Source organism: Collimonas sp. OK307 (genome assembly GCF_900113705.1).
Lineage (GTDB): Bacteria > Pseudomonadota > Gammaproteobacteria > Burkholderiales > Burkholderiaceae_D > Collimonas.
In genome coordinates this window covers 60,079-75,891 of sequence record NZ_FOQI01000005.1, presented here as the reverse complement: position 1 = coordinate 75,891, position 15,813 = coordinate 60,079, and the positions used below count along the sequence as shown (strand labels likewise).

Below are 15,813 nucleotides of genomic sequence, written 5' to 3'. Positions count from 1 at the left end.
CTCGCTCATGTAAAGCGGACCGGCCGGACGTGGCAAAAATGGCAGGAGAGTATAAAATGCTCTGTAACATCTGGCCTGCCGGCTTCGGGATGAACCTGGCAGGCCAGATGAGTTGAATAACTCGAGACAACATGATGACTAACGGCGCGTTAAAACTGGACCGGATCGACTTGAGGATCTTGTGTCATTTGCAGCAAAATAGCCGCATTACCAATGTAGTTTTGGCCGATGCCGTGGGCCTGTCGCCCAGCCCTTGCCTGATCCGTGTAAAGCGCCTGGAAAAGGCCGGCTACATCAGCGGCTATGGCGCCTATATCAAGCTGGAAAAGCTGGCCGATGTACAGATCGTCTTTACCGAGGTAACCTTATCAGATCACCGACGCGAAGACTTCGCCAAGTTCGAGGCCTACCTTCGCAACGTTGACGAGATCATCGAATGCCACCTGGTCAGCGGCGGGTATGACTACTTGCTGAAGTTTATGACCCGTAGTGTCGTGCATTACCAAAGCGTAATCGAATCACTGCTTGAGCAGAACCTACGTATTGAGAAATATTTCAGCTACATCGTCATCAAATCGCCTTTCATTAAGCATCACTATCCACTTGAGAAGTTCATTCAGACCTAATTTTACGAAGCCGCCGTTCGTCAATTTAAATGACAAATACTTTGACGTTACTTTTTGCGATGGCCGGATTCTAACTTTGAGAGGCCGGCCCCGACCATCGAACGGATTTGTGGGCTAGAAGCTCCAGCGCAGGCCAACGCCGAATTCATTCATATTGTTGTGCCCATGGGTACTCGCCAACTTGTAACCATCGCTGATCTGTACCTGATCAGCGACTGCATAGATGTCGGTCTGAGCGTCAAATTTGTAGAAAGCAGCAGTATAGAAGGTCTGTCTTTTACCGTTGGCCGCGGAGGTAACGGCGCTGGTGTCCGCGGTTACGCCGAGCGTATTGCCGGTGGCGCCGTATCCTGCATTTTTTACCTTGATGTTGTGATATCCCAGTACATAACGCATCTTCCCGGCAGGAGTGAATACAAGCGACGTCGAGAAGACATTGTCCGTGCGGCCACCAACCGCGGCCTGGTCGACGGTGGCATGGGCTACGCCGGCCTTCCATTGAACGAGCGGGCCGAACTGATAGTTACCGCCGAAGGCAAAGATATTGTGAGCCAGATTTGACACTACCATGTGCGTATAGGTCCCATCCAGATTAAACGCACCACCGTTGTAGGCAAGCGCCACGCCTGTCGTGCTGCCGTTACCGAACTGGCCCGGGGAATTGCCTGGCCCATTTCCGTTTTCAACGTATCCGAATGCGTAGGTGGCTCCCACGACCCACGGCCCCATTTCCTTCTTCCATACGATGCTGCCGTCGTTACGCGTCCCGTCGGCACCGCCGCCGTAGAAAATCAGCTGCTGGATATTACTGTTGTTGCACCATCCGGCTTCGCTCGTATCAACCTTGGAGGTTCCGAAAGCATCACCCCAGGTTTGTATGAAATCGCGGGCCAGCGTATTCTGGCGGCCGAATGTGAGTTTCCCTATGCGCTCGCTTTCGATCCCGATCCACGCATCGCGATTAAACAACACGCCAGGGGTATCCATGTTCCCGGTCGGCGACTCAAATTCGCTTTCAAGCGTGCCGATGACTTTGGTGCCGCTATCCTTGTCGATGACATGGTATCCATGGATACCAAATCGATTACCACTCATCCATGACACCAACATACCGGTCTGCCGATTACCCTTGGTGTCGGCGTTCGATCTGCTGCCTACTGTCACATCGATCTTGCCGTATAGCGAGACGCTGGTATCGGTACCCTGAATGAGATTCCAACCCGGGGCCTGCGCAATCGTGACAGGGGTTGCGCCGGTTGCCGCCGGCGCTGCCTGCGCTTCCTTTTGGGCTGTTTCTATGTGGGCTAAACGATCGTTCAATAACTGGATTTGCGCCCTGAGATCGGACACATCATCTGCGCGAGCGGGCAACGACACGAGAACACCAATCGCCAAGGCGATGGGAGTTAATTTGGCTAACATTGAATCTCCTTTATAAGTTTTTTTTGAATAGACTGAATTTGTGCCGGCAATAATCAAGAAATTATTTTTGTCCCTGAACGGAAATTTGATTTCACTTGAAACTGCAATCAGCAGTTCAGCCGCCAACTTTGCATCGAAAATTGGTTACGCAAAGATGCCATCATTTTTTTTATTTGGACATTGAGGTTTTCCACATTGGTACAACACACAATGTGGAAAACCACAATATCGGCATGCGGGATCTTGATGTAGAAATCAACTGGCGGTTCAGCACGTCTCGACCGGGTCGAACGAGTGCTTGATATTTAACGCAGATGTGAAGATGGAGAAGCGGATATACGGGGATACTTAAGCATCGAGCCCGCAGCCTGGGACCGCAGGTACCCCAGCTCTTTGAATGAAAAAATCCCGATGTTTCAAGCAGAAAGTCGTTCGCCAGAAAGACGGAATCGTTACGATTTTGCGTGTTTAGAAATTAATGTTGTTCGAGGAAATTTGAAGGAGAGTGGCTAACTCCATTGCCGTCTTCACTTTCATTTTTTCAAAGATATGAGCGCGATGGACTTCCACAGTACGCGTGCTGATGAAAAGTTTATCCGCGATGACTTTGTTTATATTCCCCGCCAGAATAAGATCCAGTACTTCACGCTCCCGCGGAGAAAGCGTTGCCAGGCGCATCTGGGGTATAGCCGCATTAACGGCTTTCAGTGAAGCGGCAAGTGCTTCCTGTATCCGGTCCATGAGCTTATTATCGTCAAATGGCTTTTCAAAGAAATCAAAGGCGCCGCGCTTTATGGCATCGACCGCCATAGGCACGTCGCCATGACCCGTCATGAAAATTACCGGTATCCGATATATCAAATCGCGCGCTTTTAGCGTGTCGAACAGAGCAATTCCGCTGATGCTCGGCATCCGCACATCAAGCAGCACACATTCGCCCAATGGTTCGACATGCGATATGCCTTCGAGGGCGGCAAGAAATGCCTCACCGCTTTCATGAGTAACCGCTGCAATGTTGCGTGACGAGGCCAGCCATAGAAGCGAGTCCCGAATTTCTTCTTCATCGTCAACAATGTGAAGCATGTGCGTTCCTGGGAATAAATAAGAGATAAGGCATTTGGAAAACTATTTTTTACTTTTCATAAGCAAACACCGTTGCTGTCTTATCGTTGAGCAAAGCGGGCAACGAAAAGCGGAAAACAGCACCGCCACCCGGATTGTCTGCATGCGTCAGCGTGCCACCGTGGAATTCGACAGCGGTGCGGCAGATATTCAACCCCATCCCCATACCTTCCGCCTTGGTCGAAAAGAAAGGTGAAAACAATCGTTCCACGACTTCTTGCGGTATGCCATGTCCCTGATCAATTACCGAGACCGTCACGTGCGGGACCGGCATAGTGGAATCCAGCGCCGCAACGATGCGCAACACACGTCGCTCGGGCGCGCAATCCTGCATAGCTTCGATCGCATTGCGCGTGAGATTGAGCAATACCTGTTCGAGTAGCGTGCGGTCCGCCAGCACGGCCGGCAAATCGGCAGCGATACGGTAATGGGGGACGACCGAAAATTGATGCGCCTGCAATTCCACCAGCGGCATTGCACTGTCGAGCAATTCCTGGATAGTCACAGGTTCGCGAGAAGGCTCACGTTGCTTAACGAAGGCATGTACGCTACGAATAATCTGGCCGGCTCGCTGCGCTTGTGCGCTTGCCTTTTCCAAGGCCGTTTTAAGGATCTCTGGATTGATGCCGCCGGTTCCCGCCACGCTGTTGTTGAGCAAGTTCAAGGCTCCGGTCGTGTAGCTCGATATCGCCGCCAACGGCTGATTCAGTTCATGCGCCAATGTCGACGCAATTTCTCCCATGCTGGCCATGCGGGCGCTGAACTGTAATTTCTCGTGCTGCTGACGGTTGATTTCTTCAATCGCCTTACGTTCGGAAATGTCGAGTACCGATCCCATCCAGCCAGTCTGCTTTCCGTTCTCATTAACCAGTGGCGACTCGAAGATCAGCACCGGGAAACGCGTGCCGTCAGCACGCTGGAAGATCGTCTCAAAACCTTGTGGTGTGACATTGCCGGCAAGTCTTTGAGCGAGCCGCTGCTGATACTCCGACATGGCCTCCGGCGCCCAATATGGCATTGGTGGCATTTTGCCGACGAGATCCTGTTGCGAGTAGCCGACCATCTGGCTAAATGCGGGGTTAACATACGTGACGCGTCCATCGAGGTCGCGCGCGCGCAGACCGGTAACAAGTGAATTTTCCATCGCGGTGCGAAACGATACCTGCTGCAGTAGCGCCTCTTCCGTTGCCAGCCGCCGGTTAATGTCTCGCCTCAGCGCCCAGAGGCTCCATAGGAGTCCCATCGACAGAACGATGACTGAAATCACCAACAGATTCGACAATATTTTCGGCGTGCCTTTGACACTATTGGTACGCAATATAAGACTGGTTCCGGGCAAGTCAAGCACCCGGCTGTAGGTATATACATTTCGTCCTGCCCCTCCAGCCATGCGCTTGTCGATGATGTTTTCATTGCTGTCGGTCAAGACAATTTCATTCTCCTGTGCGAACCACCATGGGACCATCTCTTCTAGAATTGCAGAAGTCTGATAGGTAGCGATCAAGCTGCCTAAATAGTGATTGCCGGCATACAGAGGCAAGTGGTAATCCATCGTCATCGGCCCCGGTACGCTCGACGGCGTTGCAGGTTGACCATATTGAGGTTTTTTTAAAGTACGAGCGTCTGCCGCCGCCAAGCGAGATACGGACGAGAAATCATTTAACGTAACCGTCGTATCATTGGTCGACACCACCTGTCTGTCGTTTTCGTCCAGCCACACGATCCGGCTCAGTTCGCGGTTGCTGCGAAGGAGCGTGCTTACTCTGTCTCGTAGTTTTTTGTCCGATAAAGAACCGTTGATAATCTCATCGCTGATCGTATGGAGATTTTCCTCATTGCGGCTGAGTTGAAAATGTATGGCTTGCTCCACCCATAAGGTATCGGCAATCAATTGTTTCTGGCGGTCGTTCGCCTCCATGTGCTGCGCTTGCCATGGCAGCCACAGCAGTACCGATAAAAACAGCAATACCAGAAAAATAGAGGGCATCCAGTGCGAGATCCTCATTTTTCCGGAGGAAACTCCCAATTCGGTTGGCTTCGGGTGACGTATCATACCCGTCAGTATGATAGAAATCCGGCTGTTTTGCGGCAATAAATCTGTTGTGGTTAACCACAATTGCGGTATTTCGGGTTGCTAATGATAATGCATGGCATAAATGGATTTATACCATGCATTATTTCTAATAATCAGGAGACATCGTGAAACTAAATTTTTTGATTTCAATGCTATCTGCAGCTGTTGTCGTGAGTACAAGCGCATTTGCCCAATCTCCGATCGTGATCAAGTTCAGTCACGTTGTCGCGAATGACACCCCTAAAGGTAAAGCGGCGCTGCGCTTCAAGGAACTGGCGGAGAAAGCAACCAATGGCCGCGTCAAGATCGAGGTCTATCCCAACAGTACGCTATACAAAGACAAGGAAGAAATGGAAGCGCTGCAACTCGGCGCGGTACAGATGCTGGCTCCCTCGCTCGCCAAATTCGGTCCTCTGGGCGTAAAAGAATTCGAATTATTCGATTTACCTTATATTTTCCCGGGCAGAGACGTGCTCGATGATGTGACCCAGGGCGCGATCGGCAAGGAGCTTTTCAAGAAACTGGAGCCCAAGGGAATCACCGGCTTGGCCTACTGGGATAATGGCTTTAAAGTCATGTCGGCTAATAAGCCTTTGCATTTACCAGCCGATTTTAAAGGCTTGAAGATGCGCATCCAATCCTCTAAAGTCTTGGACGCTCAAATGCGTGTTTTGGGCGCCAATCCGCAAGTCCTCGCGTTTTCCGAGGTATACCAGGCCTTGCAGACAGGCGTGGTCGACGGCACCGAGAATCCGCCCTCCAATCTCTACACGCAAAAGATGTATGAGGTACAGAAGTATGTAGCCATGTCGAACCACGGTTATTTAGGCTACGCCGTCATCGTTAACAAGAAATTCTGGGATGGCCTGCCAGCTGATATCCGCAGCGCACTCGACGGCGCAATGAAAGAGACTACCAAGTATGCCAATACGATCGCACAACAAGAAAACGATAGTGCGATGGAGGCTATCCGTAAGTCCGGCAAGACCACGGTCTACAACTTGACCGACGAGGAAAAAACCCAATGGCGCAAAGCGCTGCTGCCGGTGCAGAAGCAAATGGAAAATCGCATCGGCAAGGATTTGATCACGGCAGTCAACCAGGAATCCGCAAAGCTTGGGTACAAATAAATAGTCAGAGTACGCAATAAATGTGCGGCAGGCAGGCTGCAATTATTTGCATGAGCGCATAGCGATTTAAGATTATTTTGTGAGAGGCGACCGGCTCCTCTTACCTCTGAACTTTACGGATATTCCATGAAATTTCTCGACCATTTGGAAGAGTGGCTAATTGCATCCTTGATGGCAATGGCAACTGTTCTTATTTTCCTTGCAGTGGTACATCGTTATGCCTCGGGGCTGCCGATTCCCTGGGTCCAGGATGAACTTATCAAAATCAACTCCAGTTGGGCCCAAGAGCTATGCATCTACATGTTTGTGTGGATGGCGAAATTCGGTGCGGCCTATGGCGTGCGTGTTGGCATCCACGTTGGGGTCGACGTATTGATCAATAAATTGAGCACGCCTTGGCGTAATAAATTCATTATTTTCGGATTATTGGCCGGAGCGCTCTTTACCGGCATCATCGGAACTTTGGGAGGCAGATTTGTGTGGGAAATGGCGCATACCGATACGGTGTCGGCCGACCTCGAAATCCCGATGTGGATTGTTTATCTTGCAGTTCCGCTTGGCTCATATCTGATGTCGTTCCGGTTCTTGCAAGTGACCTGGCAATTTTTCAAGAATGGCGAACTTCCGAAGCATGATCACACGCATGTTGACGGCGTGGAAGACGCTGTCGATGTAGAACACATCGGAGCCAAAGCATGAATGCCCTGATTATATTTGTACTGTTGTTTGCATTGATGCTGACCGGTATGCCGATCTCGATTTCGCTCGGTTTGACCGTATTGACCTTCTTGTTCACGATGACCAATGTCCCGATTGAATCGGTGGCATTGAAATTGTTCACCGGTATCGAGAATTTCGAGATCATGGCGATACCATTCTTCCTTCTGGCAGGCACCTTCCTGACGCATGGCGGGGTAGCGAAGCGAATGATCAAATTTGCAACCACCCTGGTTGGCCATTGGCATGGCGGAATCGGTCTGGCAGGCGTCATTGGTTGCGCATTGTTCGCCTCGGTATGCGGCTCAAGTGTAGCGACGGTGGCTGCGATCGGTTCCGTCGTATTACCGGAAATGGTCAAACAAGGATTCCCGAAGAAATTTGGCGCCGGCGTGATTGCGACTTCTGGAGCGCTCGGCATTTTGATGCTGCCATCGGTCATCAAAGTGATTTATGCCGTGTCTACCAATACCTCAATCGGTGCTCTTTTTATCGCTGGCTTGATTCCAGGAATTATTCTTACCGGGATGCTTTGTCTGACGACTTGGAATATTGCACGCAAAAATAATTACCCACGCCTGCCGAAAGCTACCTGGCGTGAGCGTTGGGACGCATTTCGCGACAGCGCATGGGGACTATTCCTGGTGGTGATTGTTATCGGTGGTATTTTCAGCGGCATATTTACGGCAACGGAAGCTGCTGCGATGAGCGCCGTGTATGCCTTCCTGGTGTCGATTTTCGTCTACAAAGACATGACCATCAAGAATGTGCCCAAGGTATTGCTCGATTCGGCGGCGATGTCTGCGATGCTGCTATACATCATCACGAATGCAACCTTGTTTTCCTTCCTCATGACGTCAGAGAATGTTCCTCAAGCCCTGACTGAAATTATTCTGCATATGGGATTGGGTAAGGTGGGTTTCCTACTGGTCGTGAACATACTTTTGCTGTTGGCAGGTAATGTGATGGAGGCATCCTCCATCATTCTGATCATGGCGCCTATCCTGTTCCCGGTGGCAGTCAAGATGGGTATCAATCCTATCCATTTCGGCATCATGATGATCGTGAACATGGAGGTCGGGATGTGCCATCCACCGGTAGGCTTAAATTTGTATGTGGCGTCAAGTATTACCAAAATGGGGATTACAGAATTAACCAAGGCTGTCATGCCGTGGCTGCTTACCATGATCGCGTTCCTGATTTTGATTACCTACGCGCCGCAAATCACGATGTTTCTACCAAGTCTGGTTTACAAATAAATCGTCCTGAAATCATGCAGATAAAGCCGCCATGTGTCATTTAATGACGATGGCGGCGATGTTTCTTTCGTCGGTCAATTTTGTGCGACGATCAGCTAATGCATTGCTTATAGGCAACCTCCGTTCCGGAGTCATGAATTTTCGCATCGCTTCTGTCACCCGTTGTATCGTGTAAAAAAAATAATTTTAGGCTTACCTAAATAGGGGGAGATACCATGTTCAAAGGCTTGGGAAAAACTATCGCTGTGATTGTGCTTGCAGGGGCAATCTTCAATGCACATGCTGAGGATGGCGTGACTGAAAGCACCATATTGATCGGCCAGACCATTGGCGTCACAGGAACTGTTGCAGGACCGGTCAAAGAAATGCTGGAAGGGGCAAATGCCTATTTCAATTCGGTCAATGCGAACGGTGGTGTCAATGGAAGAAAGATAAAATTAATCACGCTAGACGATAAATTCGACCCTGCACTTGCCGCCGCCAATGCGGCTAAGCTCATTAATACCGAACATGTTTTTGCTCTATTTCAAAGCCGCGGAACTCCCCACACCCAAGCAATCCTACCTGTTATGGCGGCGAATCATGTGCCATTAATAGCACCTTCGACAGGCGCCTCCATTTTCCACGATCCGGTAAACCCTCTAGTGTTTAATGTTCGGGCAAAGTATCAAACTGAAATCGGAAAAGCGGTTGAATACTTTGTATTTTCAGGATTCAAGAGCATCGGGCTTCTGCATGTCGATGATACTTTCGGCCAGGACGGCCTTGCGGGGTTTAACAATGCGATGAGGGCACGTTCGCTGTCGCCTGCCGTGATTGCCTCTTTTGCCAGAGACAACCCTGATTACAAGAAGGCAGCTGCAAATGTTATTAAGTCCAAACCAGCCGCATTGATCATTGTCAGCTCGTCAAAAAATACCGTTGAAGTAATCAAAGAAATTCGTTCTCAAAGAAGTCAGATGCAAATCATGACTCTTTCAAACAATTCTTCCGAGTCATTTCTTAAAGACCTCGGCCCCGCCAGAGCCGGCATTATTCTGGGACAGATCACACCACCACCAGATCTTGTTACCACTCTTTTAGGACAAGAATTCGAAGCGACCACTAAAAAATCGCACGCGACCGTTTCCTATGCGGCGATGGAAGGGTTCGTCTCCGCTAAGGTGTTGGTCGAAGGATTACGTAGGGCTGGGACTAATTTAACCCGCGAGCGATTTATACATGCAATGGAGTCAATTCGACACGAAGACCTAGGGGGAGTGACGGTCACCTACAGCCCACAAAATCACACTGGTAGCGAATTTGTCGAAATCACGATGATAGGGAAAGACGGGCGTTATATTCGGTAACGCGCATAGGGTGTAGATTTACGTTCCGAATTGACCCATTTGGGGAGCCGGAGACGATCCAGCAAGGTGACTAAAAATACGTGTGGAACACAGTGTCTCCAGTGAAATCATGGGTCAGCGCATATTGCAAAAATGGGGAAAATGAAGATGCAATTCCACAGTGCTAATTCTTTAAAATGAAAAACTCTATCATTACGTTCATCGTGGACGAAAAAAAACCCCTTAATTCTTTACAGAATTAAGGGATGTATTTTATTTATTTATCCAATTAAAACATAAGCTTAGAAAAGAAAAGCCGAAATTTAACTTAACAAATTTATTCTTATGTCATTTAGAACGGAATGTCGTCATCCATATCCGAGAAATTCGGCGCTGGACGCGAAGCCGGCGCCTGACGTGCCGGGGCCGCCGGTGCGCTGGTGTTTTGCTGGCGTGCCGGTGGCGCGCTGTTGTAGCCACCGCCATCGTCCATCGGCGCGCTACCGCCCGCGCCTTGACGGCTGCCGAGCATCTGCATGGTGTCTGCGATGATTTCGGTGGTGAAGCGTTCTGCGCCATCCTTGTCTTGCCATTTGCGCGTTTGCAGACGACCTTCGATGTAGATCTGCGAACCTTTTTTCAGGTACTGGCCGGCGATCTCCGCCAGCTTGCGATAGAAAGTGATGCGGTGCCACTCGGTTAATTCTTTTTTCTCGCCGCTATTCTTGTCTTTCCAGCTTTCCGTGGTGGCAACGGCGATGTTGGTGACCGCTTCGCCGTTCGGCATGTAGCGTGTTTCCGGGTCGCGGCCGAGATTGCCGACGATGATGACTTTATTGACCGATGCCATGTAATGCTCTCCTAAATGCTCATATCTTGAAAATGCGCTGAAATTTACGCCTGATGCGTTGTGCCCAAGACCCAAGGCGCTGGCTGTCTGATGTTGCTTAATAGTTACCTAATAGTGCTTAAGGAGACTTGCTGCGCGCCATGCACTACGCTGCCGCGGCCGTAGTTGATGAAGCGCCACGGCGCGGCAAATTTTTCATGCTGGATGCGATTATAAGCCAGCACAGGGTTGCTGCCCCGCCTAAAATGAAAACCGAGGATGCGCCCACATGCTGTTTAAGCAATCCGCCTAGGGCGCCGCCGCAGAACAAACCCAGGGCTTGCATGGTGTTATACACTCCCAGCGCGGCGCCTTTGGCCGCCGGCGGCGCGATGCGCGACACCAGCGACGGTTGGCTGGCTTCCAGCACGTTGAAAGCAATGAAAAATCCTAGCAACAACACGACCAGCCATTGCCAATGGATAGTTGCCATGGAAAATGTCAGCAGCAATCCAAGTTGCACTATAAACAACAAAGCTACGGCAGCCAGCATTACTTGCTTCATTTTGCCCTGCTTCTCGCCGACAAATACCGGCGGCAGCATCAATACAAAAGAAGCCAGCACCACCGGCAGATAGATTTTCCAGTGCGACTCGAGCGGCAGATCGGCGTATTTGACCAGCGCCGCGGGCATCACCACGAACATCGCCATTTGCGTCATGTGCAAGGCGAACACACCGTAGTTCAACCGCATCAGTTGGCCGTTGCGCAGGATTTCCGACCATGCGACACGCTTGGCCTTGACCAGCGGCGCCGAAGGCACCAGCCACACCACCACTGCAATCGCAGCCAGCGACAAGATGCCTGTCATGGCAAAGATGCCGCCCATGCCGATCCATTCATACAGAAGCGGCGAAACGATCAGCGACAAGGCAAACGTCAAACCGATCGATCCACCGACCATGGCCATGGCCTTGGTACGGTGTTCTTCCCTTGTGGAATCGGCGATGAAAGCGGTCACCGCCGCCGAAATCGCGCCGGAACCTTGTATCGCGCGGCCGATAATGACCCAGTAGATATTGTCGGCTGCGGCGGCAATGAAAGATCCCAGCGCGAACAGGATCAGGCCGATGACGATGATCTTCTTGCGACCGTATTTATCGGAAGCTACGCCGAACGGAATTTGTCCGAACGATTGCGCCAGGCCGTAAATCCCCATGGCGAGGCCAACCAGGGCAGCGCTATCGCCGCCTGGCAGGGTTTTAGCGTGTACTGCAAATACCGGCAAAATCAGAAACAGGCCAAGCATGCGCAATGCAAATATCGAAGCCAGGGCGCTGCTAGCTTTGACTTCAGCGCGACTCATTCCGCTACCTGCGTCGTTATCGAGAGAGGAGGACGAATTATTCATATTGGGCATTACCGGATGGGAACGTTGAGGCTGTACGACGGTGCAGACCGAAACCCGTCATAGTATCAGGGAATGAAATGGCTGTAACCCGCACGGGTATTGGACATACCCAAAACTTGCTGAATATTAAGGCGAAATACCCTGATGCATTTGAGTGCGATTGCAGTTTGTTATCCAACGGATATCAGGCGCGCTCCCTTTCAAATTAGATGTAATTTATTGCATCATTATTCGTTTTCGAAATAAAAAAAGATATAGTTTGCAGCATCAAATAACTGTGGGAGATAAATATGAAACGCATACTCTGCGCCGCCGCGCTTATAGCAGTCAGCGCTACCGCCTTTATGCCGACCCAGGCTATGGCGCAAATAGGTGTAAACATCACGATCGGCACACCGCCGCCACCGCCGCGATACGAGGTTTTGCCGCCGCCGCGGGTTGGCTACATCTGGGCTCCGGGATACTGGAATTGGGACGGCCGCCGCCATGTCTGGGCTGGCGGACATTGGGAAAGAGCGCGTAGCGGGTATCTGTACGACCGGCCGGAATGGCGTCAAGGGAGTAACGGATGGGAGCTGCGTCGTGGCGGCTGGCGTCAGGGCGACGACCGCCACCATGAGCACTATCGCGACGAGCGTCGTGATGACAGGCGTGACGATGACGGAGGCCGTTATCATTGTCCACCGGGGCAAGCCAAAAAGGGCAATTGCTAAAGTGTAGTTGCGCCCGCCTGATCTGATGTTGCCATTGGATCAGGCTGGGATTCATGCGCTCCAGGTTCATACGTACTCCTGCCATCCCTTCACTCCGCCAGCGCACCGTGTTCACGCGACCGTTTCGCGCGACCGTCTTCACAAGAGATAGCCGGACCAAACTCTAAAATCCCGACCCTGATATAGTGCTAGGTTGATCCGTTTGATATGGCACTTGCAGCACCGGCTGGATATTTCCGCCTATGGCAGCCGCAAGCCTTTCACGCGTGAAAATTGCATTTCCTACAAGCCAACACGGCCTTAAACTTACGCTGAAAGCTGTAAATGGAAGAAATCCGCATCCGGGGTGCGCGCACGCATAACCTCAAGAACATCAATCTGGATTTACCGCGCAACAAACTGATCGTGATCACCGGCTTGTCCGGCTCCGGCAAATCGTCGCTGGCATTTGATACGCTGTATGCGGAAGGTCAGCGGCGCTACGTTGAATCGTTGTCTTCCTACGCCAGGCAATTCCTGCAGTTGATGGAGAAACCGGATGTCGATCTGATTGAAGGTTTGTCGCCGGCGATTTCGATCGAACAGAAAGCCACTTCGCATAATCCGCGCTCCACCGTTGGTACGGTGACCGAGATCCACGATTATCTGCGGTTGCTGTACGCACGCGTCGGCACGCCGTATTGCCCGGATCATCCGGAGAAGCCGCTGGCGGCGCAATCGGTGTCGCAGATGGTGGATGCGGTGCTGGCGATGCCGGACGATACCAAGCTGATGATCCTGGCGCCGGTGGTGGCTAACCGCAAGGGCGAGCATGTCGACCTGTTTGAACAGATGCAGGCACAGGGCTTTGTGCGCTTCCGCATCCAGAGCGGCACCGGCACTGCCAAGATTTATGAAGTCGACGATCTGCCCAAACTGAAGAAGACCGAAAAGCACACCATCGATGTGGTGATCGATCGCTTGAAAGTAAAGGCAGACACCAAGCAACGGCTAGCTGAAAGTTTTGAAACCGCACTACGCCTGGCTGAGGGCCGCGCAATTGCGCTGGAAATGGACAGCGGCACCGAGCACGTGTACTCCAACAAATTCGCTTGCCCGATCTGCGGCTATTCGCTGCAGGAACTGGAACCGCGCCTGTTCTCTTTCAATAATCCGATGGGCGCCTGCCCGGAATGCGATGGCCTGGGCCACATCGAATTTTTCGATCCTAAGCGCATCGTCGCCTTCCCTAACCTGTCGCTGGCCAGCGGCGCGGTCAAGGGTTGGGACAGACGCAATCAGTTTTATTTCCAGATGCTGACCAATATCGCGGCGCACTACGATTTCGACATCGATGTGCCATTCGAAAAGCTGCCGGAAAAAGCCCAGCAAGCCGTGCTGTACGGCTCCGGCAAGGAAACAATTCCGTTCAGCTATGTCAATGAGCGCGGCCGTACCGTGATCAAGGAACACACGTTTGAAGGCGTGGTCAACAATCTGCAGCGACGTTATCGCGAGACGGATTCGATGGCGGTGAAAGAAGAACTGGCCAAGTTCATCAACGAAAAAGAATGCCCGTCCTGCCACGGCGCGCGATTGCGCGTCGAAGCGCGTTTCGTCAAGGTTGGCAACGGCAAACAAGAAAGAGCCATTTACGAAGTCGCGGCGACGCCGCTGCGCGAGACTTTGTCGTTCTTCGAAAAGCTGAAACTGACTGGCGCCAAGAAAGAAATTGCTGACCGGATCATCAAGGAAATCGTTTCGCGCCTGACCTTCCTGAATAACGTCGGACTCGATTACCTGTCGCTGGAACGCAGTGCCGACACCTTGTCGGGCGGCGAAGCGCAACGGATCCGGCTGGCTTCGCAAATCGGTTCCGGCCTGACCGGCGTCATGTACGTGCTGGATGAACCGTCGATCGGCTTGCATCAACGCGACAACGATCGCCTGATCGAAACCTTGCGCCATCTGCGCGACATCGGCAACAGCGTGCTGGTGGTGGAGCACGATGAAGATGCGATCCGCACCGCCGACTATGTGGTCGACATGGGGCTTGGCGCCGGCGTGCATGGCGGCGAGATAATTGCCGAAGGTACGCTGGAGCAGATTCTCAAGAGTAAAAAATCTCTGACGGCTAAATACCTGAACGGCACGCTGAAAATCGCAGTGCCGGAAAAGCGCACGCCGGCCGATCCTGATCGCCAGTTCATCATCACCGGCGCCACCGGCAACAACCTGAAGAATGTAACGATGAATTTACCGGTCGGTTTGCTGACCTGCGTTACCGGTGTTTCAGGTTCGGGTAAATCGACGCTGGTCAACGACACGCTGTATCACGCTGCTTCGCGCCATCTGTACGGCTCGCAAGCTGAACCGGCGGCGCATGAATCGATCGGTGGACTGGAGCATTTCGACAAGGTTATTTCGGTCGACCAGGCGCCTATCGGACGCACTCCGCGCTCCAATCCGGCGACCTATACCGGCTTGTTTACACCGATCCGCGATTTATTCTCCACCGTGCCGATGGCCAAGGAGCGCGGCTACAACGCCGGGCGCTTCTCGTTCAACGTCAAGGGCGGCCGCTGCGAAGCCTGCCAGGGCGATGGCGTGATCAAGGTCGAAATGCATTTCCTGCCGGACGTGTATGTGCCGTGCGATGTCTGCCACGGCAAGCGCTACAACCGCGAAACCCTGGAAGTACAGTACAAGGGCAAGAACATTACCGAAGTGCTGGGCATGACGGTGGAAGAAGCTTATGAATTCTTCAAGCCGGTGCCGATCATTGCGCGTAAATTACATACGCTGCTGGATGTCGGCCTTGGTTATATCCGGCTCGGCCAAAGCGCCACCACCTTGTCCGGCGGTGAAGCGCAGCGGGTCAAGCTGTCGCTGGAACTGTCGAAACGCGATACCGGCCGCACCTTGTACATCCTGGATGAGCCGACCACCGGCCTGCATTTCCATGATATCGATCTGCTGCTGAAAGTGATCCACCGTCTGCGTAACCAGGGAAATACCGTGGTCATCATCGAACACAACCTGGATGTCATCAAGACCGCCGACTGGCTGATCGACCTCGGGCCAGAGGGCGGCGCCGGCGGCGGCCGTATCATTGCCACCGGTACGCCGGAGCAGGTGGCGGCAAACCCGGCCAGCGTTACCGGTAAATATTTGGGACCTTTACTGCAAAAAAATAAATAACC

At 52.0% G+C, this 15,813-nt stretch carries 12 protein-coding genes; 7 read left to right on the top strand and 5 right to left on the bottom strand.

What is annotated here, in order from left to right:
* Positions 1–131: 131 nt before the first annotated feature.
* Complete coding sequence (locus BM205_RS08740; protein ID WP_092414118.1) at positions 132–626, top strand: Lrp/AsnC family transcriptional regulator; 495 nt, start codon at positions 132–134, stop codon at positions 624–626.
* 114 nt (positions 627–740) lie between these two features.
* Here BM205_RS08740 and BM205_RS08735 read toward each other — a convergent pair whose 3' ends face one another.
* From BM205_RS08735 to BM205_RS08725, 3 genes are all read right to left on the bottom strand, one after another.
* Positions 741–2,174: a porin gene (locus BM205_RS08735; RefSeq protein ID WP_092414117.1), complete on the bottom strand. Its 1,434-nt coding sequence runs from the start codon at positions 2,172–2,174 to the stop codon at positions 741–743.
* A 342-nt stretch (positions 2,175–2,516) separates the two neighbouring features.
* A complete protein-coding gene (locus BM205_RS08730; protein WP_092414116.1) occupies positions 2,517–3,131 on the bottom strand; it encodes a response regulator transcription factor in 615 nt (204 codons plus the stop codon).
* A gap of 49 nt (positions 3,132–3,180) precedes the next feature.
* A complete protein-coding gene (locus tag BM205_RS08725) occupies positions 3,181–5,175 on the bottom strand; it encodes a sensor histidine kinase (protein WP_254783823.1) in 1,995 nt (664 codons plus the stop codon).
* 218 nt (positions 5,176–5,393) lie between these two features.
* Here BM205_RS08725 and BM205_RS08720 point away from each other — a divergent pair, with 218 nt between their 5' ends.
* The 4 genes from BM205_RS08720 to BM205_RS08705 all read left to right on the top strand — a co-directional run bounded on the left by BM205_RS08720 (position 5,394) and on the right by BM205_RS08705 (position 9,699).
* Positions 5,394–6,374, top strand: a complete 981-nt coding sequence (locus BM205_RS08720; protein WP_092414114.1) for a TRAP transporter substrate-binding protein — start codon at positions 5,394–5,396, stop codon at positions 6,372–6,374.
* Between the two features lie 126 nt (positions 6,375–6,500).
* Positions 6,501–7,073, top strand: coding sequence for a TRAP transporter small permease (locus BM205_RS08715; protein ID WP_092414113.1), 573 nt, complete (start codon positions 6,501–6,503; stop codon positions 7,071–7,073).
* Complete coding sequence (locus BM205_RS08710; protein ID WP_092414112.1) at positions 7,070–8,350, top strand: TRAP transporter large permease; 1,281 nt, start codon at positions 7,070–7,072, stop codon at positions 8,348–8,350. The genes BM205_RS08715 and BM205_RS08710 overlap by 4 nt, the downstream gene beginning before the upstream one ends.
* Before the next feature lie 215 nt (positions 8,351–8,565).
* Positions 8,566–9,699: an ABC transporter substrate-binding protein gene (locus tag BM205_RS08705; RefSeq protein ID WP_092414111.1), complete on the top strand. Its 1,134-nt coding sequence runs from the start codon at positions 8,566–8,568 to the stop codon at positions 9,697–9,699.
* Positions 9,700–10,030: 331 nt separating this feature from the next.
* Here the strand turns inward: BM205_RS08705 and ssb are convergent, their stop codons facing one another.
* Together ssb and BM205_RS08695 are read right to left on the bottom strand one after the other, a co-directional pair.
* Positions 10,031–10,528, bottom strand: a complete 498-nt coding sequence (ssb, locus tag BM205_RS08700) for a single-stranded DNA-binding protein (RefSeq protein ID WP_092414110.1) — start codon at positions 10,526–10,528, stop codon at positions 10,031–10,033.
* 145 nt (positions 10,529–10,673) lie between these two features.
* Positions 10,674–11,873, bottom strand: coding sequence for an MFS transporter (locus tag BM205_RS08695; RefSeq protein ID WP_092414109.1), 1,200 nt, complete (start codon positions 11,871–11,873; stop codon positions 10,674–10,676).
* 335 nt (positions 11,874–12,208) lie between these two features.
* Between BM205_RS08695 and BM205_RS08690 the strand changes: the two genes are divergently transcribed.
* Both BM205_RS08690 and uvrA read left to right on the top strand, forming a co-directional pair.
* On the top strand, positions 12,209–12,631 hold the full coding sequence (locus BM205_RS08690; protein ID WP_092414108.1) for a YXWGXW repeat-containing protein: 423 nt from the start codon (positions 12,209–12,211) through the stop codon (positions 12,629–12,631).
* A gap of 324 nt (positions 12,632–12,955) precedes the next feature.
* Positions 12,956–15,811, top strand: a complete 2,856-nt coding sequence (gene uvrA / locus BM205_RS08685; RefSeq protein WP_092414107.1) for an excinuclease ABC subunit UvrA — start codon at positions 12,956–12,958, stop codon at positions 15,809–15,811.
* Positions 15,812–15,813: the final 2 nt, after the last annotated feature.

Bases quoted from the DNA above. Each gene is read 5' to 3' on its own strand.
- BM205_RS08740 (WP_092414118.1), top strand. From the start codon at position 132: ATGATGACTAACGGCGCGTTAAAACTGGACCGGATCGACTTGAGGATC.
- BM205_RS08730 (WP_092414116.1), bottom strand. From the start codon at position 3,131: ATGCTTCACATTGTTGACGATGAAGAAGAAATTCGGGACTCGCTTCTA.
- BM205_RS08725 (WP_254783823.1), bottom strand. From the start codon at position 5,175: ATGAGGATCTCGCACTGGATGCCCTCTATTTTTCTGGTATTGCTGTTT.
- BM205_RS08720 (WP_092414114.1), top strand. From the start codon at position 5,394: ATGCTATCTGCAGCTGTTGTCGTGAGTACAAGCGCATTTGCCCAATCT.
- BM205_RS08715 (WP_092414113.1), top strand. From the start codon at position 6,501: ATGAAATTTCTCGACCATTTGGAAGAGTGGCTAATTGCATCCTTGATG.
- BM205_RS08710 (WP_092414112.1), top strand. From the start codon at position 7,070: ATGAATGCCCTGATTATATTTGTACTGTTGTTTGCATTGATGCTGACC.
- BM205_RS08705 (WP_092414111.1), top strand. From the start codon at position 8,566: ATGTTCAAAGGCTTGGGAAAAACTATCGCTGTGATTGTGCTTGCAGGG.
- ssb (WP_092414110.1), bottom strand. From the start codon at position 10,528: ATGGCATCGGTCAATAAAGTCATCATCGTCGGCAATCTCGGCCGCGAC.
- BM205_RS08695 (WP_092414109.1), bottom strand. From the start codon at position 11,873: ATGAGTCGCGCTGAAGTCAAAGCTAGCAGCGCCCTGGCTTCGATATTT.
- BM205_RS08690 (WP_092414108.1), top strand. From the start codon at position 12,209: ATGAAACGCATACTCTGCGCCGCCGCGCTTATAGCAGTCAGCGCTACC.
- uvrA (WP_092414107.1), top strand. From the start codon at position 12,956: ATGGAAGAAATCCGCATCCGGGGTGCGCGCACGCATAACCTCAAGAAC.